The organism is Streptomyces sp. MAR4 CNX-425 (assembly GCF_048656465.1).
In the GTDB taxonomy this organism is placed as follows: Bacteria; Actinomycetota; Actinomycetes; order Streptomycetales; family Streptomycetaceae; genus Streptomyces.
Genome location: NZ_JBMDLF010000004.1, coordinates 323414 through 348512 on the forward strand (window position 1 = coordinate 323414; position 25099 = coordinate 348512).

Here is a 25099-nt window from a genome sequence, read left to right on the forward strand (position 1 = left end):
GAACGAGGAGCCCTGATGCCGTCCACGAACGACAACGGCGCCGGCGCGGCACCGCACGGCCCGCTCCCGCCCGGGCGCGACCAGGCGGGGCCGGAGACGTACTCGCCCACCGGCGAGGCCGTCGACGCGGACCCGGCGGCGCGGGCGCAGACGGGCGCGTACCTGACGACCGCCCAGGGGCTGCGGCTGCCGGACAGCGACCACTCGCTCAAGGCCGGGGCGCGGGGGCCGGTCCTGCTCCAGGACCACCACCTGCGTGAGAAGATCACGCACTTCGACCACGAGCGCATCCCCGAGCGCGTCGTCCACGCCCGCGGCGCCGCCGCCCACGGCGTCTTCCTCGGCTACGGCAGCGCCACCGGGGTCTGCAAGGCGGCCTTCCTCGCCGAGGGCGCCGAGACGCCCGTCTTCGTACGCTTCTCCACCGTCCTCGGCTCCCGCGGCTCCGCCGACACCGTGCGCGACACCCGCGGCTTCGCGACGAAGTTCTACACCGGCGAGGGCACCTTCGACCTCGTCGGCAACAACATCCCGGTCTTCTTCATCCAGGACGCGATCAAGTTCCCGGACGTGATCCACGCCGGCAAGCCGCACCCCGACCGGGAGATCCCGCAGGCGCAGAGCGCGCACGACACCTTCTGGGACTTCGTCTCCCTGCACACCGAGGCCACCCACCACACCATCTGGAACATGTCCGACCGCGGCATCCCGCGCTCGTACCGGATGATGGAGGGCTTCGGCATCCACACCTTCCGCCTGGTCGCCGCGGACGGCGGCACCACGCTGGTGAAGTGGCACTGGAAGCCGAAGGCAGGCGTGCACTCCCTGCTGTGGGAGGAGGCGCAGCTCCTCGGCGGCACGGACCCCGACTTCCACCGGCGCGACCTGGCCGAGGCCATCGCGGCCGGCGCGTACCCGGAGTGGGAGCTGGGCATCCAGACCTTCCCCGACACCCCCGAGCAGACCTTCGAGGGCATCGACCTGCTGGACCCGACCAAGATCGTGCCGGAGGAGCTGGCGCCCGTGCAGCCCGTCGGGCTCATGCGGCTGACCGCCAACCCGGTGAACTACTTCGCCGAGACCGAGCAGGTCGCCTTCCACCCCGGCCACCTCGTCCCCGGCATCGACATCACCGACGACCCGCTGCTGGCCGGCCGGCTCTTCTCGTACCTCGACACCCAGATCAGCCGGCTGGGCGGCCCCAACTTCGCGCAGCTGCCGGTCAACCGCACGCACGCGCCCGTGAACGACATGCAGCGCGACGCCATGCACCAGACCGCCGTGCACACCGGCGTCGCGCCCTACCGCCCCAACTCCCTCGACGGCGGCTGCCCCTTCCAGGCCGGCGCCGCGGACCGGGGGTACGTGGAGGTGCCGCTGCCGGTCGCGGGCGCGAAGGTGCGCGAGGCGCCCGCCTCCTTCGCCGACCACACCAGCCACGCCCGGCGGTTCTGGCTCAGCCTCACGCCGCCGGAGCGGGAGCACGTGATCGGCGCGTACACCTTCGAGCTGAGCAAGTGCGCGGAGGAGGCCGTACGGGTGCGCAACCTGCGCGTCCTCGCGGAGGTCGACCCGGAGCTGTGCGGGCAGGTCGCCGCCGGGCTCGGGCTGCCCGCGCCCGAGCCCGCCGCGCCGCCGGCGGACGTGCGGCCCTCCCCGGCGCTCGCCCAGATCGGCGGGCGGTGGCCGGTGGCGGGGCGCGTCGTCGGCATCGTCGCGGACGAGAGCGCCGATCTGGAGTCCGTACGGGCCATGCGTGCCGCGGTCCGCGACGGCGGCATGGTGCCGCTGGTCGTCGCGCCGCGCGGCGGACGGCTCGGCGGCGGCGACGGGGACGGCGGCGGGGACGGCGACGGGCCCGTCGCGGTGCAGCGGACGTTCGCCAACGCCCGGTCCGTCGAGTTCGACGCGGTGCTGCTGGCGGGCACGCCGCGGCCCGGCGCCGACGCGTACGGCGCCCGGGACGCCAAGGCGGGGCAGGCCCCGGCGGGCGCGGACACCGACCCGCGGCTGGTCCAGCTGCTCGCCGAGGCGTACCGGCACGCCAAGCCGCTCGGCGGCTGGGCGGACAGCACCCGGGCGCTCGACGCGGCCGGCTGCCCGCCGCACGCGCCGGGCGTCGTGGTCGCCGAGGACCCGCGGGCGGTGCTCGCCGAGATCGCCGAGCTGCTGACGCGGCACCGGGTGTGGGACCGCTTCCCGCCCGCCGGCCCCCGCCCGTGACCCCCTGGCCCCGGGGGAAGCCGGTCCGCTGACCAGCGCGTCCAGCGGCGCGCCGGCGGGCGCGGGCCGGGCGGCGGGCCGCGCAGCACTCTTGCGGGCGCAATTCTTTCGTGGTCCGATGTTGACGACCTTGGTGGTCAAAAGCAGTTCGACTGTCGCAAGCGAATCAGCGCCGCCCAAAGCGAAGCATGAGGTTCGAATGCGCAACGAAACGCTGGAGAGCCTCGTCCTCGGGGACGTACTCCGAGAACGGGCCGCAACCCATCGAACAGAGACCTTCCTCAAGTTCCGGGAGGGCGAGGTCACCTACGGCGAGGTCGACGCGATGGCCGACCGCGTGGCTCACGGGCTGGCCACCGCGGGCATCGACCGCGGCGACCACGTCGGCGTGATGCTCCCGAACTGTGCCGACTTCGTCCACGTCGTCTTCGCGCTCGCCCGGCTCGGCGCCGTCGCCGTGCCGATCAACATCAGCTACCGCGGCGAGCTGCTCCGCCACGTCCTGCGCACCTCCGACGCGTCGGCGCTGGTCGTCGACGCGCCGTACGCCGACAGGCTGCCGGAGATCGCCCCGCAGCTGCCCGGTCTGGGCCGCCTCGTCGTACGCACCGAAGGGGCCGGCGCGTCCGACGTCGCGCTGCACCGGCTCGGCAAGCCCGCCGCGACGCTGTCCAGCCTCCTGGCCAACGGCGCGGCGGCGCCGCACGTCGAGGTCGGCTTCAGCGACCTCCAGGCGATCATGTACACCTCGGGCACCACCGGCCCGTCCAAGGGCGCGATGATCCCGCACGCGCTGGCGCTGACCTGCGCGCTGGACTCGCTCGACTTCCTCGACCGGTGGGGCAAGACGATCTACTGCCCGCTGCCGCTGTTCCACGCCGCCGGGCTCTGGGACGGCGTGATGTCGGCGCTGCTGGCCGGCGGGTCCATCGCCGTCGTCGAGCGCTTCAGCGCCTCGCGGTTCTGGGACGACGTGCGGCACTTCGACGCGCAGGTCGCGATGAGCGTCTTCTCGATGATCCCGATACTGCTCAACCAGCCGCGCACCGAGCGGGACAAGGACCACCCGCTGCAGACCTTCTACATGGGCAAGTCGAGCCTCGACGAACCGCTGCTGGAACGTTTCGGCGTCCGCTCGGTGGAGACCTACACCAGCACGGAGGTCGGGATCGCCACCGCCAGCCCCTACGGCGAGTGGCGGCTCGGCTCGTGCGGGCAGGCCCACGACGAGCGGTTCGAGGTGGCGGTGGTCGACGGGCAGGACCGCGAGGTCGGCGTGGACGAACCGGGCGAGCTGGTCGTACGGCCCAGGCAGCCGTTCGTGATGACGACCGGGTACTACGGCGCCCCCGGGGCCACCGCCGACTGCTTCCGCAACATGTGGTTCCACACCGGCGACCGCGTCTGGCGCGACCGCGACGGCTACTTCTACTTCCTCGACCGGATGAAGGACGCCATCCGCCGCCGCGGCGAGAACATCTCCGCCTTCGACCTGGAGTCCGCCGTCAACCTGCACCCCGCGATCCTGGAGTCGGCCGCCACCGGCGTGCCCTCCGAGCTGGAGGACGAGGACGTCAAGCTGTGGGCCGTGCTGCGGCCCGGGGCGGCGCTGGAGCCCGCCGAGCTGGTGGAGTTCTGCGCGGAGCAGCTGCCCCGCTCGATGGTCCCGCGCTACGTCGAGTTCATCGACGCCCTCCCGCGCACCCCCACCGACAAGGTCGCCAAGTACCGGCTGCGGGCCGAGGGCGACCACGGCCTCACGGCCACCACCTGGGACCGGGAGGCGCACGCGTGAACTGGGATGACACCCCCGAGCAGGCCGCCTTCCGGGCGGAGGCGCGGGCCTTCGTACGGGACCGCTTCCCGTCCTCGTACGCACCCGACCCCGAGGCCGAGCAGAGCCTGGAGCCCGAGGACGTCTGGGGCTACAACTGGCCGGTCGACCGGCTCAGCGACGACCCCGCCCGCCGCGACGGCGCCCGCGCGTGGGCGGCGGCCCTCGCCGAACGCGGCTGGATCGCGCCGCACTGGCCGGCCGAGTACGGCGGGGCGGGGCTGTCGGCGCTGGAGGAGTTCATCCTCCAGGAGGAGATGATGCGCGCCCGCGTGCCCACGGTGAACGGGATCGGCGCCTTCCTGCTCGGCCCCACCCTCCTGGAGCACGGCACCGCCGCGCAGCGCGCCGCGCACCTGCCGCCCATCGCCCGCGGGGAGGTCACCTGGGCGCAGGGCTTCTCCGAGCCCGGCTCCGGCTCCGACCTGGCCTCGCTGCGCACCCGCGCGGAACGGGACGGCGACGAGGCCACCGGCACGTACACCGTCAACGGGCAGAAGGTGTGGACCTCGCTCGGCCAGTACGCCGACTGGCTGTTCGTGCTCGTCCGCACCGACCCGGAGGCCGCGAAGCCGCACCGGGGCATCACCTTCCTGCTGATCGACGCCACCGCCCCCGGCGTGACCATCCGCCCGATCACCGACATCCGCGGCGCGACGCCGTTCTGCGAGATCTTCTTCGAGGACGTCCGGGTCCCCGCGGCCAACCGGGTCGGGGAGGAGAACCGCGGCTGGTACGTGGCGATGACCGCGCTGAGCTTCGAGCGGGCCGGCATCGGCGCCACGATCAAGTACGAGCAGGCCCTCTCGGAGCTCGTCGGCTACCTCCGCTCCGCGGAGGGCCGCGGCTTCCTCCGCGACGACACCAGGGCCGCGCTGCGCCGGGAGATCGCCCGCCGCCACACCGAGATCCGGGTCCAGTACAACCTCGCCCGGTACACGGTCTCCCAGCAGGCCGCCGGCGGCGTGCCCGGCTACGAGGCGTCCGTCAACCAGCTCTTCGGCGCCGAGCTGCACCAGCGCCTCGCCCGCACCGGCGCCTCGGCCTTCGGCCGGGCCGCCCAGCTCTGGCAGCGCCGCGACGCCCCGCTCGGCGCCGTCTTCACCCACATGGCGTACGACTCCGTCGCCTCCACCTTCCTCGGCGGCGCGTCGGAGATCCAGCGTGATGTCATCGCCACCCGGGGCCTGAACCTGCCCCGCAGCAGATGACGACCAAGCGAGTACGACCAAGCGATAACGACCAGGGAGGAACGCTCTCCATGTACGAGACCCTCGACGTGAAGATCGAGGAACGGGTCGCCTGGCTCACCCTGAACCGGCCCGCGAAGCTCAACGCCCTCACCCCCGGCACCATGCGCGAACTCCGCCACTTCTTCACCGAGGTGGACGACGACGAGGACGTCTGCGTGGTGGTGCTGCGCGGGGCCGGCGAGCGCGCCTTCTGCGCGGGCATGGACCTCGGCTGGTCGGAGCAGCTGACCAAGCAGGAGCGGGTGGAGCAGGGCCGGCTCGGCGAGAAGACGTTCGCGATGATGGAGCGGCTGTCCGTCCCGGTCGTCGCGGCCGTCCACGGCTACGCCGTCGGCGGCGGCCTGGAGCTGGCGCTCGCCGCCGACTTCATCGTCGCCTCCGACGACGCGAAGATGGGCCTGGTCGAGATCACCCTGTCCGCGCGGCCGCCGTACCGGCCGAAGATGACCGAGGACGGCGACCCCGACCAGCCGGAGTTCGGCGGCTCCGCGCCCGGCTGGGGCGGCGTCAAGCGGCTCCCGCGGCGGGTCGGCAAGGCGATGGCCAAGGAGCTGCTGTTCACCGGCGTCCGGCTGGACGCGGCGCGGGCGCACCGGATCGGCCTGGTCAACGACGTCTACCCGGCCGGCGAGTTCGACAAGCGGGTCGGCGAGCTGGCCGAGCGGATCGCGGCGATGAACCGGTACAACCTGCGCCTCGTGAAGGAACTGGTCACCAACGAGTACGACTGGATCGAGCCGCACCCCAGCTGAGCCGCGCCCCGGCTGAACCGAAGCGAACGAGGAGGATCTGTGCGGATTTACCGGATCGACCACATCGGCCAGGTCGCGCCGGAACCGGAGCCGCAGGTGGCGCTGCTGGAGGGCCTGTTCGGGTTCCGGCGCACGCGGGCCTGGGACAACCCCGCCGAGGGCTGCCGCGGCGTCCGGCTGGAGCTGCCCGGGAACCCCGGGCACACCTGGGAGGTGCTGGCGCCGGCCGGGGAGGGTTCCGCGCTCCAGGAGTTCCTCGACGGCCAGGGCGGCCGCCCCGGGCTCCACCACGTCGCCGCCGAGGTGCCCGACCTCGCCGCCGTACGCGCCGAGCTGGCGGCGCTCGGCGTCAAGCCGACCGGCGCCGGCCCCGCGGCCGGCACCGGCGCCGGGGACTGGCTGGAGGCGTCGCTGTCGCCGCCCGAGCGCGGGCCCGGCGTGCTGTTCCGGCTGCGCGGCCCCGGCGGGCTCGCCCTGTGCGGCGACGCGCAGTCCGCGCCGGCGGCCGCCGAACCCACCGACGCGCCGTCGCTCGGACCCTCGCTCGGGGTGGTCGCCCTCGACCACGTCTGCCAGGCGTTCCCCGACCGCGACGAGCTGGCCCGGTGGTACGAGCGGCTCGCCGGCTTCGTCCAGGTCTGGCGGACGCCCGAAAACGAGCACCCCGACATGGCGGACCTCGTGCTGAACATCCCCGGATCGACGATCTGCTGGGAGGTCATCATGCCGCGCGGCGAGGACTCGTTCATCGAGCGCTTCTGGAACAAGAACGGCGCCGCCGCGCACCACGTGACGTTCGAGGTCGCCGACTGGGACCGGGCGCTGGCGGCCTGCGCGCACCACGAGGTGCCGACGTTCGGCGAGAACGAGGGCAGCACCGATGGCGCCGCCTGGCGCGACACGTTCATCCACCCCAAGCACACCGGAGGCGTGCTCGTGCAGCTCTTCTGGGAGGAGCGGCCCGGCGTGTGGGTGCGGTCCGACAAGATCCCGCCGGGGAACTGATGGACCTGACACTCACCGAGGAGCAGGAGCTGATCCGGGACACCGCCCGCGGGCTGCTGGAGTCGCGGAGCGCGTCCGCCGGAGCGCGGGCGATGGCGGACGAGCCCGCCGGCTACTCCGCCGCGCTGTGGAAGGAGATGGTCGAGCTGGGCTGGACCGGGCTGGCGCTGCCGGAGGAGTACGGCGGCGTCGGCGCGGGCTTCCTGGAGCTGTGCCTGGTGGTGGAGGAGACGGGGCGCTTCCAGGTGCCGGGTCCGCTCCTGGCCACCGTGGCGTGCTGCGGGCCGCCGCTGGCCCGGTACGGCACCGAGGCGCAGCGGGCGGAGTGGCTCGGGGCGATCGCCCGCGGCCGGGTCATGAGCGCGGTGCCGGGCCGCTGGGACGGCACCGGCGAGGAGATCGCCGCGGCCGAGCGCGACGGCGGGTTCGTGCTGGACGGCACGGCGCTGTACGTCCCGTACGCGCACGCCGCCGAGGACCTGCTCGTGGTGCCCGCCGAGGGCCCGGCGCTGCTGGTCGACGCCGCGTCGCCCGGCATCGCCCGCGAGAGCCTCGACGCCGTGGGCACCGACCGGCCGCACCGGGTCCGCTTCGACGGCGTGGCCGTGCCGCGGGAGCGCGCCCTGACCGCCGGCCGGCCCGTCGCCGAGGCGATCGAGGCGTACGGGGCCGCCGCCACCTGCGCCGCGATGGTCGGCGCGGCGCAGCGGGTCCTCGACATGACCGTCGCGTACGCCGCGGAGCGCGAGCAGTTCGGCCGGCCCATCGGCTCCTTCCAGGCGGTCCAGCACCACTGCGCGAACATGGCCATCGACGTGCTGAGTTCCCGCTTCATGGCGTACGAGGCGATCTGGCGGCTGTCGGCCGGGCTGGACGCCGCGGCGGAGGTGGCGATGGCCAAGGCGTGGGTGAGCGAGGCGTGCCGCCGGGTCTGCGACACGGGGCACCAGGTGCACGGCGCGATCGGCTTCACGTACGAACACGACCTGCACCTCTACTCGGACCAGATGGCGGCGTGGGCGCTGGCCTTCGGCGATGCCGATCACCATTGGGAGCGGGTGGCCGGCGGGCTGGGCCTGGACGGCTGAGGGAGGCGCCGGCGGGCCTCCGCGTTGCCGGGGGAATGTCCCGGGAAAAACGCGGGGCCCGTCAGGGCCGGAAGCACTCGCGCCGTTCTCCGGCGGCCGACCGGAAACAGAGCCGGAGGCCGTCCGGCTCCACGCCGCCGATCATCGGCGTGAAGAGGTAGGCAGCCGCCTCTTTTTCGTTTTTGACGGTGACCGTGCGCGGGCGGGCGCCCGGCGCGGAAATCTCGATCGTGTCCCCGGCCTCGGAGTGCCAGATCCGGCCCCACCCGGCCGCGCACGGGGCGCTGTACCGGATTTCGAGCCGCGTGCCGGTCCCGGTGCGGCGCTCCGGCCCGATCGCGTCCACCCGGCCGGGCAACGCGCAGAACATGGTCTCGGGATCTTTTCCGTCGCAGCCCTTTTCCCGGCAGGCGACCGGGGTGCCCGAAACGGAGGGCGGCGGTTCCGCGGGGCTCTGGGGCTCGGCGCCGCCGCTCAGCGAAAGCACGGTGAACGCCACGGCCGTCATCGCGGCCAGCGCCGCGCCGGCGACGGACGGGTGCCACCGCCACGACCGCCCGGGGGCGCGCGGCCCGTCGCCGCGGCCCGCGTCCGCGGCGTCCGCGGGGGCCGCCGGCGGGGCGGTCGGGCTCGCGTAACGGGCGCGCCCGCTCCACTCGGCGTCCGCCAGCTCCCACAGGACGAGCAGCCGCCCGGCGGGTTCCCCCGCCAGCGCGCACAGCGCCTCGACGGCCTGCCGCGGCACCTGCTTCTTCCCGTTGAGATAGCGCTCCCAGGAGGACTTGCTGTAAGGGGTGCGCCCGGCCAGCGCCGCCAGGCTCAGGCCCGTACGCGCCCTCAGGTCGCGGAGCTCCCCGGCCAGCGCCACGCCCTCCGGTGGCGGGGAGGTCATCCGCGCAGCACCCGCCAGGTGTGCGGGCCGACGACGCCGTCCGCCGGAATCCCGGCCTTCTTCTGCAGCCGCATCACGGCCGCGATGGTCTGCTGCCCGTACACGCCGTCGACGGTGCCCGGCTTCATCCTGTGGTGGCGCAGCAGGCACTGCGCCTCCACCACGTCCCAGCCCGGGCCGGCGAGGACGGCGGTGCGCGTCACGCTGTAGCCGGCGGCCAGCCCGCCGTCCACCGCGTCGGCCCTGCGGACCTCGCACGGGTAGGTCTTGCCCACCCTGAAGACGTACGGGCCCTTCCCGTTGCCGGGCGCGGACGGGCTGCCGCTCGGGCTCGTGCTCGCGCTCGGGCCGGGGCTCGCGCTCGCGCTGGAGTCGGAGGTGTCCGCCACCGCGTTGGCCGGGGCGCCGCCCCCGTCGCCGCCGTCGTCGTCCCACGGCGTGCCGACCAGCAGCCCGGCGGCCAGCCCGACGAGCGCGGCGGCCGCGACGGCGGTGAACGCGACCGGCCTGCGCACCCCGGCGGCCCGCTCCCGCTCCGCCGACGTCACGAGCTCCGGTGCCGGCAGCGCCACGTCCGCGGCCCGGGGGCCGTCGCCCGCGCCGCCCGCCGCGCCCGGGTCGTCCGGGTCGTCCGGCACCGGCACCGGCCCGGGCACCGGTGGCGGGGCCGGGGCGTCCTGCGCGACCTGCTGGCGCCATGCCTCCTCGGCCACCTCCCGCAGCACCGCCAGCCGCGTCGGCTCCGCCCCGGTGACCCGCGCCAGCTCCTCCACGGCACGCGGCGGCGGCAGCGCCTTTCCGTTGAGATAGCGTTCCCACGAGGAGCGGCTGACGCCCGTTCTCCCCGCGAGCGAAGCCAGGCTCAACCCGCTGCGGTCTTTCAGCCGCCGTAACTGAACGACGAATTGCCGGACCCGCGGGTCCAGCGATTCCGGTAACTCCCGCCAACGCGCCATCTCTCACCCCATGTGCGCCCGGAGCCGCCAAGGCCCCGCCGGTTCCGTTGCTATGTTTTGTCGACGGGGAGAGAACCCGCGGTTCCCGGGCGGCCATGACTTTCGGCCATGACCACCGGGGTGTCCGGGTGGAAGTTCCGGCCGGTCGGGCAGCGAGTCCCGGGATGCGGGGAGCGGACCTGCGCGCCGGCCGAATGCCAAGTTGGCCAGAAGCGGGGTGTTCCTACGGGGCGAGGAGCTCGTTTTCCACGGGGCCGATGTCCACGTGCAGGAACTCGGCCCCGGCGGCGCGGAAAAGAACGATCTCGGCGGGCGCCAGACCGGCCGTCTGCTCGGCGGCGTGCGCGCCGAGCAGTCCTCCCACGGCGTCCGCGTGGCCGGCTCCGAGGGCGAGCAGCGCGTGCAGCGGGCCCCGGAAGCCCGCGGGCGGCGGCCCGGCGTCCGTGACGTGCACGACCGTGCACCAGTCTCCGGGCACCGCCCCGCCGGCGGCCGGAGGGCGGCCGCGGTCGCCGATGAGCACCTGCGGGCCGGAGCCGACGCCCGGCGGCGCGGGGCGGGCGGGCGGCCAGGCGGTCCGGTCGCCGGCGAACAGCAGCCGCCCGCCGACCGCCCGGTGGATCCGCAGCCACCGCTCCGGCTCCCGGGTGTCGGCGGTGACCTGGGCGCCCACGGCGAGCAGCCGGAGCGCGAGCAGGCGGGCGAAGAGGGGCTCGCCCAGCACCGCCACGCGGCTGCCGGCGGGCCCCGGTGCGGGCAGCGGGACCGGGCGTCCGTCCCGTCCGGTGCCCAGGTGGACGCCCGCCCGGGCCGGGGCCAGGAGCGTGCCGTCACCGGGGTCGGCGAGGGGAGCGCGCCAGGGGCAGGCGGGTACGGCGGCGGGGTCGGGGGCGCTCACGATGCCTCGCTCACGTCGGGGGCGTACGGAAGGGAACGCGCCGCCGCCCCGTGCGCCGCCGCCCCGTGCACCGCGGTACGGATGTCCGCCGGCCAGGCCAGCGGCAGCGTCGCCAGCACCCCGGCGGACTGGTCGGCGGCGACGCGCGCGGCGACGCCGGGGCCGAGGAGCGCGTCCGGCGCGCCGGCGACCTGCCTGCTCGTCGCGCCCACCAGCCGTACCGCCGCCCGGACCTGGAGGCGGGACCCGTCCAGGGTGAGCGTCGCCGCGGTGACGACGCGCTCGGCGCCGCACGCCGCCGCCCCGCGCAGCAGCCGGGACCACTCCGCCGGGGAGCCGACGGGCACCGTCAGGGTGCGGTGGGCGGCCGACCCGCCGGCCCAGTGGCCGGGGAGGCGGCGGCCCCGGCCGTCCGGGTCGCCGACCTGGCGGACGAGGGCGCCTGTCGCGGCCGCGTCCAGCGGAGCGGTGGGGGCGCCCGCGGCGGCGAGCCGGGCGCGGAGCCGCGCGGCGGCGGCCGCGACCGCGGCGTGGGCGCCGGTGGCGCCGCCGCCGCGGCGGGCCGCGGCCTCGGGTGCGGCGAGGGGCTCGTACCGTACGACCAGCCAGGAGCGGACGGCGACGCGCCGGCCGGCCCGGGGGAGCTGGCGGTAGGCGACGGTGGGCGGGTAGCGGCCGTGGAGGTCCCAGGCGGGCACGCCGAACTGCTCCACGACGACCTGCGCCGCCGCCGGGCGGGCCGGGTCCCCGGCCAGCCAGCGGGCGACGGTGCCGGCCGGCAGGGCGGGCAGGGCGTCGCCGGGGAACGCGGCGACGGTGGCGTGGCCGCGGCCGTCCGAGAGCACCCCGAGGGCGTGGCCGCCGGGGAGGTTGCGGTCGGCGAAGCCGGTCACGTCCAGGGCGGGGAGCAGGGTGTGCGCCACGCCCAGCGACCCGTCCGGGCGCGGCGCCCTGGGCGGCGGCGCGGCGTCCACCGGGCCGGGCGCCAGGAGGTCCGCGGGACGCCTGAGCGCCCAGGCCCGGCGGTGCCGGGCCAGCGCGCCGAGGACCAGCGTCGCGCCGGCGCAGGCCAGGCCGTAACCCGCCGGGCCGGCGGCCCCCACGCCGGCGGCGAGACCGCCGAGCCCGGTCTGCGCGGCCACCAGCCGCCCGCGCGGAACCACGGGCCTGGCCCGGGAGTTCGAGTCGGTTGCGCTCACGTGTCCTCACCTCGCTGTTCCCGTGCCGCCGTGCGCGGATCGAGGACGGGCCCGGTCGGCAGCAGGTCGACGTACGCGCGCGGCACCGACGGCGTGCCCCGCGCCTCGTACCCCAGCCGGGTCACCGCCTCCGGCGACACGAACCGGTAGGCCGTGCCGCCGTCGGTGATCAGGTTGTACGTGCCGCCGCTGCCGCCCGAGGCGGTGGACCGCACCACCGCGCCGGCGCCCGGCGGGACGTAGATCCGGTCCAGCAGCCCCAGCGGCGCGCCGTCCGACGACGTCACCGGCCGCACCTCCGCCGGCTCCGGCAGGGCCGGCGGCAGGTGCACGGTGGCCTGCCACGGGGTGTCGCCGGGGGCGCCGCCCGGGGGCGTGCTGACGCAGACGGGCTGGTCGCGCTCCGGCTCGGCGGCCTTCGGCACCGTACGCGGCCACGCCCCGTTCCCCGGCGGGCGCTCGGCGGAACGCGGGGCGCCGGCCGCGTCGGAGACGCTGATCCCGTGGTCCTGCCGGGAGTCGCCGGCCAGCAGCGTGTACACCAGCGCGGTGAGCGGCACCAGGCCGTCCGGGCGCACCGCGAAGTGCTGGCGGCCGGAGCCGCCCGTCTCGACGTGCGCCAGGTCGCCGACCCGGGCGGGGAACGGCAGGGCAGCCTCGGGTCGTTTGCCGGTGCCGGGCCCGGTGCCCGGAATGGTGATCTCCGGGCCCTCGGGGACGGTCGCGACGACCTCCCGGGGCAGCGGCACCGGCTCCACCGGCAGGTTCAGCATGTCGCGGATGGCGGGCTCCAGCGCGTACCGGCGGCCCTCGGCCAGCAGCCACAGGGCGCCGTCCGCCTCGACGAGCACCGTGGCGCCGGACGCCCCCCGCTCCGCGGCGGCGTCCGGCACGGAGACGTAGAGCGCGGTCTGCGTCGGCGCGCCGCCGGTCTCGGACGGGGTGGCGCACAGCGTCCAGTCGTCGTCGACCAGGTCGCCGGCGCCGGGCAGGGCGTCGGGGGCGGCGGGAATCCCCACCGGCAGGCCGCGCGGCGCCTCGTCCAGCGTCTCCTGGCGGATCTCGGTCACCTCCCCGCCGCCGACCAGCAGGGCGGAGGCGAGGTTGAGCGCGGGGTGGACCACGCCGTCGCGGACCACGTACGGGTCGCCCCCGCTGCCCACGACGACCACGCCCCGGTCCGGCAGTTCCGGGCCGCTGCCGGCGCCGAGCACCCCGGCGATGCCGAACCCGGCCACGGCCAGGACGCCGACGGCGACCCCGCTGCCCAGCGCCCGGTTGAGGCGGCGGCGCGGGTCGAGCCGGGCCTCGTCGGTGCCCCGGAGGATGCTGGTGCTCATGCGGCGGTTGGCGTACGTGTACGCCTCCGCCTGCTCGCGCGTACTGGCCATGGCTACGGAGTCCCTCGGGTGTCACGGGCGGGGGTCGTCGCGGTCGTGCCGTCGAGCCGGTGCAGGCCCGCGGCGGGCCGGGGCGCGGTGGCGCCGCGGGGCGCGGCGGGCGGGCCGGGCCGGGCCGGCGGCGGCCCGGCGCGCCAGCCGCGGGCGGCCGCCCTGCGCACCGCCGGGGCCGCCAGCAGCGCCAGCGCGACGAGCAGCAGGAGGCCGCCGCTCCACGCCAGGGCGGTGGCCGCCGCGGAGCCGAGCAGCGGAGCGTCGCGCGGTACGGCCTGGACCGGGATACGCCCCGGCGGCCCGCCGTCCGCGCCGTCCCCGCCGTCCGCGCCGTCCCCGCTGTTCGCGCCGTCCGCGTCCGCGCCGCCCGGCCCGCCGAGGTACGTGAGGGCGCCGAAGGGGTCGACGAGTCCCGCGCCCGTACGGTCGTTGCGGCCCCCGCCCAGCGGGGTGGCCGACGCCGTCAGCCGGTCCGCGACCTCCGCGGCGGACAAGCCGGGGAAGCGTGCGCGGACCAGCGCGGCGGCCCCGGAGACCTGGGCGGCCGCGACGCTGGTGCCGGCCGCGGTGCGGTAGCCGGAGCCGCCGGGCGCGACGACGGGCACCTCGTCCCCGTAGCCCGCGAGGTCCACCCAGGGGCCGGGGCGGGAGGAGTCCAGCGGCTGTCCGTCGGCCGCGACGGCGCCCACGGCGAGCACGCCGTCGTACGCGGCGGGGAACACGCGGCCGCCCGGCGCGCCGCCGCCGCCCTCGTTCCCGGCCGCGGCGACGACCAGCACGTCGGCCGCGACGGCGCGCTCGACGGCCGCGCGCACCGGCGCGTCGTCGACGGGCCGGGCGAAGGAGAGGTTGAGCACCTCCGCGCCGGCCGCCACGGCGTCGTCGACCGCGGCGGCCAGCGTGCGCGGCGTCGCCCGGTCCACCCCGTCGGCGATCCGCACGGGATAGACGGTCGCCGCGGGCGCCACCCCGGCCATCCGGTCGCCCCCGGCGCGCCGCGCGGCGACGACCCCGGCCACGGCGGTGCCGTGGCCCTCGCAGTCGGTCTGCCGGGACGGGGTGGTCCGCCGGTACTCGCGCTTGGCGGCGACGACGGTGAACTCGCTGCCGCGGGCCACGGCGCCGCGCAGGTCCGGGTGGTCGGCGTCGACCCCGGAGTCGACGACGCCGACCGTCACGCCCGCGCCGGTGGCCAGGTCCCACGCCTGGCGCAGCGCCAGCCGTTCGATGAACGGGTGGGCGGCGCGGGCGGCTTCGCCCGGCGCCCGGTCCTCGCGCGGGGCCCGGCACCCGGCGGCGGCCGCGCCGGGTGCGGTCACCGCGGCCGCCCCCAGCGCCGCCGCGGCGACGGCGGCCGCCACTCCCGTACGGAGCCCGGCGCGCCACCGGCGCGCGGCGCTCCCGTTGCGTACGTCCACGGGGCCCCTCACACCCACAGGTTCAGCAGCGTGGCGTAGACCCCCCACACCGCGAGGACGAGCGGGACGACGGCCACCAGCAGCGTCGTCTCCAGCATGTCCAGCGCCCGGGACAGCCGCGGGTTCACCCGCTGCCGGCCGGCGGCCAGCGCCGCGGCGCCCGCGATCAGGGCGGCGGCGAGGGCGGCCGGCAGCACGGTGCCCGCCGCGGACACCTGGCCGGCCCGGTCCGCCACCGTCCAGACCGCCGCCCCCGCCGCCGCGGCCAGCCCGGTCGCCAGCGCCGTCGCCACGTGCCCCGCCTCCCGGAACAGCCGCGCCCGCAGCAGGATCAGCGCGGTCAGCACGCCGCCGAGCAGGCCGGCCCAGACGTCGGTGGCGGCGAAGAGCACCAGGGCGGCCCCGCCCGCGACCAGATGGCTGCCCGCGTTCATGCCGCCCAGGGCGCCGCGCGCGGCGTCGATGCGCGCGACCAGCCGCGCGTGGGCGAGCCGGCTGGGCAGCCGGTCCAGGTCCTCGGCGGTGGCGGCGACCTCGGGCGCGGGCACCCGGGCGACGCGCAGGGCGAGTTGCGGCCAGAGGGTGGTCAGCGCCAGCGCGAACGGCCCGGCCACCGACGCGGCCTCCGCCGCGCCGGTGTCGCGCCAGACGACGCAGACCCCGACCGCCGCCGCGCCCTGCGGCCCGGCCACGACCAGCGTGGTGAACGCCCCGTTCCCGCCGCCGATCAGCACCGGCCCGACGACGCCGACGACGGTGACCGCCGCGCAGGCCGTCATGAGCTGCCCGGCGCCCGGCCAGCCGCCGCCGCCCAGCAGCCGGACCGCGCCGACCGCGGCCGGGGCCGCCGCCAGCAACCCCGCGCACGTACCCGCGCGGACGTCGCCGAAGCCGCGCGCCATCAGCGCGCCCACGGCCAGCACCGCGGCGGCCGTCGCCGCCGCCAGCCAGCCCGGCAGCGCGCCGGGCGCGACCGCGAGCGCGGCGCAGCCGGTCAGCACGGCCAGCGCCGCGAACGCCGCCGCCGCGTACCGGGTGGCCGGGGCCGCCCAGGGGCGGCGCACGCCGTGCTCGCCGATGACCTCCACCACGTCGTCGTAGAGCGGCGGGGCGGCGTCGTCCGCGCCGTGGCCGAGGAAGAGCAGGTCGCCCTCGGCGACGCCCTGGCCGGACAGGGTGCCGGCGGCGTCCAGCCGGGTGCCGTCCGGGCGGCGCAGCACCCAGCCGCCGTGCCGTACGCCGCCGTCCGGGCCGGGCTCGGCGCCGGCGGCGCCCAGCAGCATCGGCAGCAGCCGCGCCAGCGGCACGGCGGCGGGCACCGCCAGGTCCGTACGCCCCGACGGGCCGGCCAGGCCGACGCGGAGGAACTCCGCGGGTCCGGCGGGCCCCGGCGGGGCCTGCGCGGGGTGCCGCAGGACGTTCGTGCCGAGGTCGAGGGTCATCTCGCCGTTGCTCATGGCTGCTCCCGGTGGTCGGTGAGGCGGTCGTCAGGCGGGTCGGGTCGCGTGCGCGGGCAGGGGAACGGGGTCCGTGACCGGCACCGGCGCGTCCGCGCGGGCCAGTTGCACCGGTACGTTGCCGAGCCGCCGGTGGAGGAGCAGGCCCCGGCCCCGGGGCCGGGCGGCGGGCCGGACGCCCCAGATCGCCGACTCCTCCTTCGGCACGCTGAGCACCACGGCGGGGAAGTTCAGCTCCTTCATCCGCCCCAGCACCGGGTCGAGCACCGCCCGGGACGCGCCGCCGGCCTGCCGGGCCACGACGAGGTGCAGGCCCATGCCGCGGGCGTGGGGCAGCACGTCGACGAGGGTGGCGAGGGGGTTGCCCCGGGAGGTGGCGACCAGGTCGTAGTCGTCGACGAGGAGGTAGATCTCCGGGCCCGACCACCAGGACCGGTCGCGCAGCTGCTCGGGCGTCACGTCCGTGCCGGGCACGCGCTTCTTCAGGCCCTCGGCGAGGCCGCCGACGACCTCGGCGGAACGCTCGTCGGTCGTCGAGTAGCCCAGCAGGTGCGGCCCGTCGAACTCGCGGAGCATCGTCATGCGGTGGTCGAGGACGAGGAGCTTGGCCTCCTGCGGGGTGTGCTGCTCGACGACCTGGCGGGCGACCGCGCGCAGCAGGCTGGTCTTGCCGGACTCGGAGTCGCCGATGACGATCAGCCCCGGGTCCTCGCCGGGGGTGAGGACGACCGGCTCCAGCCGGTTGCCCTCCAGCCCGATCGCCACGCCCGGCCGCGCGCCCGGACCCCGCCGCCCGTCCGGCCCCGGCGCCTCCCCGGCGCCCCAGGTGGCCGGCAGCAGCCGCACCGGCGGTGCGGGCGGCCCCTGCCAGCCGGCGGAGACGCGCCGTACGAGATCCGCGACGCCCTCGGCGAGGCCGCCGGCGGAGCGCACCCCGTCGACGCGCGGCACGGCGCCGAGGAAGTGCTCCTTGCCGGCGGTGACGCCGCGGCCGGGCCGGTCGGCGGGGATGGCGCGCTGCGCGTGCCGGTCGGTCTCGGAGTCGAGCGCGTCGCCGAGCTTCAGCTCCACCTTGGTGCCGACCAGGTCCCGCAGTGCCATCCGCATGTCCATCCAGCGGTTGCCGGTGACGACCAGGTGGATGCCGTACGTCAGCAGCCGCCCGGCCAGCCCCATCAGCACCTCTTCCAGGTCCGGGTAGCTCTGCCGCAGCACCATCCAGCCGTCGACGACGAGGAAGACGTCGCCGAAGGGGTCGTCGGTGACCCGGCCCTCGGCGCGGGCCGTACGGTAGGCCGCCATCGACTCCACCCCCAGCTCGCGGAACCGGCGCTCCCGCGACTCCAGCAGCTCCAGCACCTCGGCGACGGTGCGGTTGACCAGCTCGCCGTCGAGCCGGCCGGCGACGCCGCCGACGTGCGGCAGGCCTTGGAGGGAGAACAGGGTGCCGGAGAAGTCCAGGCAGTAGAACTGCACCTCGGCCGGGGTGTGCCGGAGCGCGAGGGAGGCGATCAGGCTGCGGACGGCCGTCGACTTGCCGCTGTGCGGCGCGCCGATGACCGCGACGTGCCCGCCGGCGCCGGCGAGGTCCAGCTCCAGCGGGTCGCGGCGCTGGTGGTACGGCTTGTCGACGATGCCCAGGACCGCGGTCAGCGGGCGGTGCGCCGGGCCGGCGACGCCGAAGCCGCGGCCCGGGTGCGCGCCCGGGGCGCCCAGGAGGGCGTCGAGCGGCGCGGGTTCGTCCAGCGGGGGCAGCCACACCTGGTGGGCGCGCGGGCCCCGGCCGGTCATCCCCTCGACCATGACGCCGAGGATGGTGGCGCCGGGATCCCGGTCCTCGTCGAACCCGCCGGGCCCGTCCACCCCGTCCATCCCGTCCTCCCCGTCCTCCCCGTCCAATCCGTCCGGCCCGGGTGCGGGCCGCGGGCCCGGCGGCCGCTGCCCGTCCGGCAGCGGTACGTGGCCGGCGGGGAACGGGCGTACGTCGAGCGCCCCGCCGAGCGCCGCCTCGCCGTCCCCCTCGCCGGAGGTGTGCGCGCCGGAGACGTACGCGGCGCGGAACCGCCGCAGCGTGTGCGTGTCCGTCTTCAGATAGCCGTGGCCCGGCGCCGGCGGCAGGTGGTGGGCGTCGGGGACGCCGAGGGCCGTGCGGCTCTCGGCCTCGGAGAACGTACGCAGCCCGATGCGGTACGACAGATGGGCCTCAAGACCGCGCAGGCGCCCCTCCTCCAGCCGCTGGGAGGCGAGCAGCAGGTGCAGGCCGAGGGAGCGGCCGAGGCGGCCGATCTGCACGAACAGGTCGGCGAAGTCGGGCTTGTGGGTGAGGAGTTCGGAGAACTCGTCGACGACGATGAAGAGGCTGGGCAGCGGCGGCAGGTCGGCGCCGCGCTGCCGCGCCTTCTCGTAGTCCCGTACGGAGACCAGGTTCCCCGCGCCGCGCAGCACCTCCTGGCGGCGGTTCATCTCGCCGGACAGCGCCTCCCGCATGCGGTCGACGAGCGCCAGGTCGTCCTCCAGGTTGGTGATGACCGCGGCGACGTGCGGCAGGTCCGACATGCCGGCGAAGGTGGCGCCGCCCTTGAAGTCGACGAGGACGAAGTTGAGCTGGGCGGGCGGATGGGTCGCGGCCATGCCGAGGACCAGGGTGCGCAGCAGCTCCGATTTGCCGGAGCCGGTGGCGCCGACGAGCAGACCGTGCGGCCCCATGCCGCTCTGCGCCGACTCCTTGATGTCGAGTTCGAGCCGCCCGCCCTCCGCGGACACGCCGAGCGGGGTGCGCAGCCGGTCGCGGAGCGGGCGGGGGCGCCAGTGGGCGGCGAGGTCGAGGTCGGCGGGGTCGTCGATGCCGAGCAGCGCGGGGAGGGTGTTGACGGCGGTCGCGAGGTCCTCGCCGTCGGCGGCCGGCGCGGTGTCGACCCGGAACCGGGCCATGCGGGCGGCGAGCGCCTCCGCCTCGGCGACGGACAGCCCGTCGGCGCGGCCGAGTTCGTCCGTCACGTCCTCGCCGACCAGCCGCAGCCGCCCGTGCCCCCCGTCCACCCCCGCCGCCGTGTCCGCCGCGCCGGGCGCCGTGCCCGCCCGCGCCGGCGCCGGGCCCGCCGCCTCCAGCCGTACGCCGTGCGCGTCGGCCAGCGCGCCCGCCGCCCGGCCGTTCACCTCCAGCACCGTCACGGCCTGGAGCCCGTGCGGGTCGAGCAGCGCCTCCGCGCCCGTGACGACGCCGCCGTCGAGGACCACGAGCAGATGCGGCAGCTCCGGGTCCGGCTCGGCGTCGCGGTCGAACCGGGTCCGCCGGGTCAACTCGGCGCCCACCTGCTCCTCCAGCACCCCCAGCACGGGGTGCATGAGCCGCACGGGCCCCACGTGGTCCACCTCACCGGGATGGCGGGCGTGCGGCAGCCACTTCAGCCACGCCCAGGCCGGATCCTCGACGTCCCCGGTGCACAACAGCACGCGCAGGTCGGCGGGGGAGTGGAACGTCGCGGCGTGCGCGACGACCGCGCGGGCGAGGGCGGGCGCGCCGTCGCCGGTGAGCGAGACGGCGGCGAAACGGCGCAGCGCCACCTGGACCGGCAGGTCCGGCACGACGGCGTGGGTGTCGACGAACCGGCGCAGCGCCACGGCGGACAGCGGGTCGAGATCCTCGACGGGCGCGGACTCCCCGGGCACGAGCGCCGTGGCCAGATACCGCGGCCCGGCCCCGACCCGCACCACCCCGAAGTCGCCGTCCCCGGCCCGCCGCTCCCACAGCCGCCGGCTCCCGGCCACCGCCCACAACCCCCCGGGCCCGGGCGCGCCCCACTCCAGCGCCGCCCGCTGCGCCCGCGCCGTCCGCCGCACCTCGGCGCGGGTGCGCTCCAGATAACGGAGGTACTCGCGCCGCTCGTTGCGCGCGGTGGACTTGGCGGTGCCGCGCTGCCGCAGCACGGACCCGACGACCATGGCGAGGCAGGAGACGAGGAACAGGGTGCCGACGACGTACCCGATGGGCCCGCGGCCCATGGTGATCATGTACAGCACCGACCCGAGCCCGCTGAGCGCGGGCAGCGCGGTCATCCAGGCGTTGGCGTCCTCGGGCTGGGGCAGCTGCGGCGGCGGCTGCAACAGGAGGTCCTGCCGGGGAACGGCCGGCCGCGGAGCCCGCGGCGGACGGCGGAAGACGGTGGTGGGGCTGGTCACGTCTGCACCTCCCATCTCAGGGTGTTAGGAGCCGCTGCCTTTGTTGAACCCGTCATTGAAGCTTTCCAAGTCCATGCCTTCCAGGACCAGTCGCTGTAGTCTGACCGGATCGTAATCGTCATTCATTCTCATGTGGCCGTCCGGGCCTCGCACCTCGGGACGGCGCAAGGAACTGTCCGCATATGCGGCGGCGTTGTTCACTCCGGCGTCGATCGCCGCGTTCGCGATGGCGACTTTTGCTTCGAGTCGCTCATCCGAGAGGTCTTCCTTGTTGCCGAAGTACATTGCCGCTCCGGCACCCAGAGCCGCCGAAGCAGCTCCGACTCCGCTGGATACCGGTTCCGGGGATGCGGAGACGAAGGTTCCTATCGCGTTGACGCTGCCGGCGATCGTGGCGTAGTCGTCGTTCCTGTCCTGGGTGTCCGCCACCGTGCCCTGGATGAGGCCGATCCGGTGGAATGCGTCCGGCCTGGGAATTCCGTTCCCCTCGAACGAGCCGAGCGCGGAACGGTACTGCCAGGTGGCGACATCCTGGAAGAACGACCTGCGTACGGTCGCGTCCGAATCGTTCATGTAGGAGAAGAGTCCTTGTCGTTGGTCGTCCGAGATTCTCAGCCCGACGATCTGAGGAGTGTTCGGCAATCCGTCGGTATCCCAGAACGCCACGCCCAGGCCCTTGCCGCTGTCCCGGGCTATCTCGCTCATGTTTCGAATAGCCAGGTTGCCGATCTCTTCCTGCAGATCCGATGGATCGTGGACACGGCCAAGGATCGGAAGAGGCCCCGCGGGATTGTCGCCGACGTACGCCAGCACCCCGTGCGCTGCTTGCCAGTACTTCCGCCCCGTGTCGCTGTTGGGATCCACGCCCGGTGGCACCTCGGTGCCGCTCGCCACCAACGCTCCCGCGCCGGAGCTGTCTTGCCACGCACTGGACAGCAGTCCTTGCCGGAACGCTTTGTCGTTGAGCAGATCGGCGGCTGCCGTTGTGTTCAGCGAGGCCGCCGTGAGCAGCCCGCTGCTGCCGCTGTTGATGACGGGTTCTCCGTCCGGACCGGGTTCCGGGAACCGGCCCTGGATCTTCGTCTCGACATCCAGCGCAGCGTGCGCCAGGTCCTTGGAAAAGTGCGTGTCGGACCGGACGGTCGCTCCCTCCATGAGGTTACCGAAGCCGTTGAAGTCGGACAGCCACTTCCCGAGTTCTTCCCGGTTCTTCGCATCGACGAGGTTGTTCTCGTAGTCGTAGACGAAGTTGCGCACCGACGCCGGGATCTCGTTCCGGTTCAACGGCTGCCCGCCGGCCTGATGGATGCCGCCTATTTCATCGTTCATCATCATCATGATTCCATTGGCGACATTCGTCCTCGCCCATATGCCTGAATTGCTGGCGTCATGCCAGTTCCCTAACGTGCTCAGCGTCCCTGCGTCGAGCCCGTGGAAGAATTGTTTGAGGTACGCCAACTCCTCCGCGGTCAAGCGCGGTGAGTTTTTCTCCCGAGGTAGGAACGGATCACCGTAGATGCGTTCCGCGATGGATCGAAGTCCCGCCGTGTACCGCTCTATCTCCTCGGCGTTGCGTTTCTTGTTCCGCATCGCCTGCTGGAGCTTCCACGCGGTATACCGCGCCATTTCCGGGGTGGCGAAGGCTTTGAATGGCCCGTTGGCCAGTTCGTAGCCCAGCTTTGCCAGTTCGGCGGCGAGATCGGTCATCTTGCCGCGGTAGGCGTTGATCTCCTCCCAGATCTTGTCACTGGCGTGGCCCGCGTCCCTGTGCGCGTTGGTGAGGTGTTTGTTTCTGATCTCGTCGGCCAGTACCTGTGGTGCGGAGTAGTTCTTGCCGCCCCAGGCCACGGACGGCTCGCCCGCTCCGTTGTGGTTGCGGGCCGCTTCGTTGAACGCCTTCGCGGCAGCGTTCCACTCGTTGACACCTCGTCGCTGGTGGATATCCAGCATCCGGTTGATCCGGCCGACGTGGGTGTGGCACTCCTTCTCCGCGTCGATCGCGCGGTTCATGCCGCGCATGATGTACGTGACCACCCGGTCAATCTCGTCGCCACCGCGGCGCAGGGCCTCGTGGGTTTCCTGGAAGCGGCCGTTCTTGACCAGCGGTGCCCCGTTCAGGTTGCCGGCGTCCTGCGAGATCCGGGTGGCCTTCTCGGCGAGGTCGTCGACGGTCTTCGCCTCGCCCGAAGCGCGGGCGTAGGCTGCCGCGCTCTCCGCCATTGCCTCGGTGTCGACCTCCGCGGAGAACTTCTGCTGCATCGTCCAGGGCTGCTTGCCCTTGGCCTCCACGTCCTGCCAGGTGAACTGGCGGTACGCAACCATGGCGACTCCTTCGTCCTGCCGCGGGCCCGCTACAGGCCGTCCACGACGCTCGTGTCCACAGTCCTGACAGGCACGCCGCCGAGGGCCTGCGCAGCGCCGGTGTCCATGTCGTCGCCGGTGGCGGCGACCTGGTTGTCCGCGGCGGCCATGCCGTTGCGGCCCTCGGCCGCGCGGCCGATGCTGCGGGCCTGGGTGTCGCGGGTGTCGGTCAGTGCTGCGGGGAAGGCGGCGGCTCCGCCGTACGCGCCCGTGCTGATCGGGACGTTGCCGAGGTAGCGGCGCGTGCCCTCCGCGGCGTCGGCGGTGTCCGCGTTGCGCCGGGCGCCGTCGCGGAAGCCCTCGGGGAGGTATTCCAGGCCGTCTGCGGTCACGGTGTCCGCTCCTCTCGGGTCGGCTGGGCCGGCTCTTCGCCGAGCACGCCGCGGGTGGCGTCCCGGCGGGGCGCCCAGACGTCGGGGTTCTCGGTCGACTCGGTCGGTACGGGCCGGCTTTCCCGGCCGTCGGCGGGGCGGCCCCGGGCGGCGGAGGCGGCCGGGGGCGGGGGGACGGCGCCGGGGCGGGCGGTCAGTCCGTGGCGGGCGGCCGCGCCCGCGTCCGGCGTGCCCGCCGCCCACGTGCGGCGGGACTCGGTGAGCGGGGAGCGGGTCCCGCCCCGTCCGGCGGGGGCACCCCGTTGGGCGCTGCCGGTGGTTCCCGCGGCGGGCGGCGGCGTGGCGCCCCGTACGCCCGGAGCCGGCGTCCCACGCCCGGCCGGGCCCGCCGACGTCGGTGCCCGACTCGTTCCGGGCCCGCCGCCCGCGCCTGGTACGCGGCCCGTTCCGGTGGTGCGGCCCGTTCCCGGGGTGCGGTGCGCGCCCGGCGCCGGTCCTGTTGCCGGTGCGCGGCCCGCACCCGGAACGCGCGCCGCTCCCGCCGCCCGGCCCGCTCCCGCCGCCCGGCCCGGGCCCGCGGCCCGGCTCGCGCCCGGGGCCGGTGGCGGCGCCGGGACGGGGCCGAGGGGGCGTGCGGCCGGCGGCGCACCCCGGCCCGCGGGGAGCGGGCCGCGTGGGCCCGCCGGGGCCGGCGGCACCCGGGCGCCCTGCCGGGGTGGCGCTCCGCGCGGCGCGGCGCCCGGCGCCGGCGGCGGCGTGAACGGGCGTCCGCCGGGCAGCGCCGCCTCGCGCATCGCGAAGCCGGTCGCCACCCGGGCCCGGTGGCCGAGGTTGGCGACGGCCTGCCGCAGGAGTTGCCCGCGCGCCGGACCGGTGTGGCCCACGCCCGGCGGCATGATCCCGCCGTACAGGCCCGCCAGCCCCGCGGCGGCCGCGCCGCCGGCCAGGGCGTCCCGGTCGGCCGGTCCGCCGGCCGGGGCGACCGCGCCCGGGCCGTCGGTCAGGCCCGACAGCCGGGTGGCGTACTCGGTCACCGCGCCGAACGGCTGCCCGGTGACCGGGTCGATCCAGCGGCCGGCCACGGGGTCGAACTCCCGGCCCGTCGCCGGGTCCACGAGGAAACCGGTGGTGGGGCTCTGCACCCATCCGGCGAAGTCCCCGCTCTGCGGCCCGAGCACGTGCGCGTACGGGTACTCGCCCGCACCGACCAACGCGCCGTTGGGCGCCGTGACGGGCACGGCTTCCGCCGCGCCGCCGCCCGCGGCGTCCCCCGCCGCGCCGCCCGCGCCGGCTCCCGTCACGCCGCCCGCCCCCGCGCCGGGCGCCTGGCCCGAGCCGGCGCCGCCGCCCGGCGCCGGCGGCGCGTCGCCGCCGATGACCTCGGCGAACACCGCGCCCAGCCCGTTCAGTTCGGCCCGCGCCTCGGCGGCCAGCCGCCGCTTGTCCGCTTCGGCGTTCTCGTCGGCCTGGATGGTGCCCCTGCTGTCCGGGACCGCGGCGCTGCGCGCGGCCTGCTGTGCCCGGATCTCGCCGATCCGGTGCTCCAGGTCCTCGGCGCGCTCCGTGGCCTGCGCCGAGCGCTGCGCGGCGCGCAGCAGCTGGTCGGCGATCCGCCGGGCGACCGAGGCGGCGCCGTCCGCGAACGAGCGGGCCGACCGGAGCCGGTCCGCCAGCTCCAGCAGCCCGGCGCCCTCCTCGGCGGCGGCGCCGGTCACGATGCCGTCCAGCGTCCCGCTCTCCTCGGCGGCGGCGCTCGCCAGCGCCAGCCACGTCCCGGCGGCGATCCGGATCGCGGTGTGCTGCGCGCTGCGGATCCCGCTGACCGCGGCCTCGAACTCCTCGTCGGCGGTCATCGCCC

Annotated in this window: 17 protein-coding genes; 6 read left to right on the forward strand and 11 right to left on the reverse strand. The window is 75.9% G+C overall.

Going from position 1 to position 25099, the window contains the following annotated elements; all coding sequences use genetic code 11:
• Positions 1 to 15 precede the first annotated feature (15 nt).
• From ACHZ99_RS14445 to ACHZ99_RS14470, 6 genes are all read left to right on the forward strand, one after another.
• Positions 16 to 2223, forward strand: coding sequence for a catalase (locus ACHZ99_RS14445; protein WP_420304947.1), 2208 nt, complete (start codon positions 16 to 18; stop codon positions 2221 to 2223).
• A gap of 199 nt (positions 2224 to 2422) precedes the next feature.
• Positions 2423 to 4018: an AMP-binding protein gene (locus tag ACHZ99_RS14450; protein ID WP_420304948.1), complete on the forward strand. Its 1596-nt coding sequence runs from the start codon at positions 2423 to 2425 to the stop codon at positions 4016 to 4018.
• Positions 4015 to 5268 (forward strand): acyl-CoA dehydrogenase family protein, encoded by a 1254-nt coding sequence (locus tag ACHZ99_RS14455; protein WP_420304949.1) that lies wholly within the window; start codon positions 4015 to 4017, stop codon positions 5266 to 5268. The genes ACHZ99_RS14450 and ACHZ99_RS14455 overlap by 4 nt, the downstream gene beginning before the upstream one ends.
• Before the next feature lie 50 nt (positions 5269 to 5318).
• Entirely contained in the window at positions 5319 to 6062 is a 744-nt protein-coding gene (locus tag ACHZ99_RS14460; RefSeq protein ID WP_420304950.1) for an enoyl-CoA hydratase/isomerase family protein, read from the forward strand.
• Between the two features lie 39 nt (positions 6063 to 6101).
• On the forward strand, positions 6102 to 7067 hold the full coding sequence (locus tag ACHZ99_RS14465; RefSeq protein ID WP_420304951.1) for a VOC family protein: 966 nt from the start codon (positions 6102 to 6104) through the stop codon (positions 7065 to 7067).
• Positions 7067 to 8155, forward strand: a complete 1089-nt coding sequence (locus tag ACHZ99_RS14470; RefSeq protein WP_420304952.1) for an acyl-CoA dehydrogenase family protein — start codon at positions 7067 to 7069, stop codon at positions 8153 to 8155. Before ACHZ99_RS14465 ends, ACHZ99_RS14470 begins: the two co-directional genes overlap by 1 nt.
• A gap of 61 nt (positions 8156 to 8216) precedes the next feature.
• Here ACHZ99_RS14470 and ACHZ99_RS14475 read toward each other — a convergent pair whose 3' ends face one another.
• The 11 genes from ACHZ99_RS14475 to ACHZ99_RS14525 form a co-directional block, all read right to left on the reverse strand.
• Complete coding sequence (locus ACHZ99_RS14475) at positions 8217 to 9047, reverse strand: helix-turn-helix domain-containing protein (protein WP_420304953.1); 831 nt, start codon at positions 9045 to 9047, stop codon at positions 8217 to 8219.
• A complete protein-coding gene (locus tag ACHZ99_RS14480) occupies positions 9044 to 10003 on the reverse strand; it encodes a helix-turn-helix domain-containing protein (protein ID WP_420304954.1) in 960 nt (319 codons plus the stop codon). Before ACHZ99_RS14480 ends, ACHZ99_RS14475 begins: the two co-directional genes overlap by 4 nt.
• Positions 10004 to 10226: 223 nt before the next feature.
• A complete protein-coding gene (locus tag ACHZ99_RS14485) occupies positions 10227 to 10901 on the reverse strand; it encodes a hypothetical protein (protein ID WP_420304955.1) in 675 nt (224 codons plus the stop codon).
• Positions 10898 to 12100 (reverse strand): type VII secretion protein EccE, encoded by a 1203-nt coding sequence (locus ACHZ99_RS14490; RefSeq protein WP_420304956.1) that lies wholly within the window; start codon positions 12098 to 12100, stop codon positions 10898 to 10900. Before ACHZ99_RS14490 ends, ACHZ99_RS14485 begins: the two co-directional genes overlap by 4 nt.
• Positions 12097 to 13491 (reverse strand): type VII secretion protein EccB, encoded by a 1395-nt coding sequence (gene eccB, locus ACHZ99_RS14495; protein ID WP_420304957.1) that lies wholly within the window; start codon positions 13489 to 13491, stop codon positions 12097 to 12099. The genes ACHZ99_RS14490 and eccB overlap by 4 nt, the downstream gene beginning before the upstream one ends.
• 2 nt (positions 13492 to 13493) lie before the next feature.
• On the reverse strand, positions 13494 to 14924 hold the full coding sequence (locus ACHZ99_RS14500; protein WP_420304958.1) for a S8 family serine peptidase: 1431 nt from the start codon (positions 14922 to 14924) through the stop codon (positions 13494 to 13496).
• Positions 14921 to 16369, reverse strand: a complete 1449-nt coding sequence (gene eccD, locus ACHZ99_RS14505; protein ID WP_420304959.1) for a type VII secretion integral membrane protein EccD — start codon at positions 16367 to 16369, stop codon at positions 14921 to 14923. The genes ACHZ99_RS14500 and eccD overlap by 4 nt, the downstream gene beginning before the upstream one ends.
• A 30-nt stretch (positions 16370 to 16399) precedes the next feature.
• On the reverse strand, positions 16400 to 20548 hold the full coding sequence (gene eccCa, locus ACHZ99_RS14510) for a type VII secretion protein EccCa (protein ID WP_420304960.1): 4149 nt from the start codon (positions 20546 to 20548) through the stop codon (positions 16400 to 16402).
• A 24-nt stretch (positions 20549 to 20572) separates the two neighbouring features.
• Positions 20573 to 22870, reverse strand: a complete 2298-nt coding sequence (locus tag ACHZ99_RS14515) for a hypothetical protein (RefSeq protein WP_420304961.1) — start codon at positions 22868 to 22870, stop codon at positions 20573 to 20575.
• Between the two features lie 29 nt (positions 22871 to 22899).
• Entirely contained in the window at positions 22900 to 23241 is a 342-nt protein-coding gene (locus ACHZ99_RS14520; RefSeq protein ID WP_420304962.1) for a hypothetical protein, read from the reverse strand.
• Positions 23238 to 25094 carry a hypothetical protein gene (locus ACHZ99_RS14525; protein WP_420304963.1) on the reverse strand — a complete coding sequence of 619 codons (1857 nt, stop codon included), beginning with the start codon at positions 25092 to 25094 and terminating at the stop codon, positions 23238 to 23240. The genes ACHZ99_RS14520 and ACHZ99_RS14525 overlap by 4 nt, the downstream gene beginning before the upstream one ends.
• Positions 25095 to 25099: the final 5 nt, after the last annotated feature.

Excerpts from the sequence above, each read along its gene's own strand:
- ACHZ99_RS14450 (WP_420304948.1), top strand. The coding sequence starts at position 2,423 with ATGCGCAACGAAACGCTGGAGAGCCTCGTCCTCGGGGACGTACTCCGA.
- ACHZ99_RS14480 (WP_420304954.1), bottom strand. The coding sequence starts at position 10,003 with ATGGCGCGTTGGCGGGAGTTACCGGAATCGCTGGACCCGCGGGTCCGG.
- ACHZ99_RS14445 (WP_420304947.1), top strand. The coding sequence starts at position 16 with ATGCCGTCCACGAACGACAACGGCGCCGGCGCGGCACCGCACGGCCCG.
- ACHZ99_RS14515 (WP_420304961.1), bottom strand. The coding sequence starts at position 22,870 with ATGGTTGCGTACCGCCAGTTCACCTGGCAGGACGTGGAGGCCAAGGGC.
- ACHZ99_RS14475 (WP_420304953.1), bottom strand. The coding sequence starts at position 9,047 with ATGACCTCCCCGCCACCGGAGGGCGTGGCGCTGGCCGGGGAGCTCCGC.
- eccB (WP_420304957.1), bottom strand. The coding sequence starts at position 13,491 with ATGGCCAGTACGCGCGAGCAGGCGGAGGCGTACACGTACGCCAACCGC.
- ACHZ99_RS14470 (WP_420304952.1), top strand. The coding sequence starts at position 7,067 with ATGGACCTGACACTCACCGAGGAGCAGGAGCTGATCCGGGACACCGCC.
- eccD (WP_420304959.1), bottom strand. The coding sequence starts at position 16,369 with ATGAGCAACGGCGAGATGACCCTCGACCTCGGCACGAACGTCCTGCGG.
- ACHZ99_RS14460 (WP_420304950.1), top strand. The coding sequence starts at position 5,319 with ATGTACGAGACCCTCGACGTGAAGATCGAGGAACGGGTCGCCTGGCTC.
- ACHZ99_RS14525 (WP_420304963.1), bottom strand. The coding sequence starts at position 25,094 with ATGACCGCCGACGAGGAGTTCGAGGCCGCGGTCAGCGGGATCCGCAGC.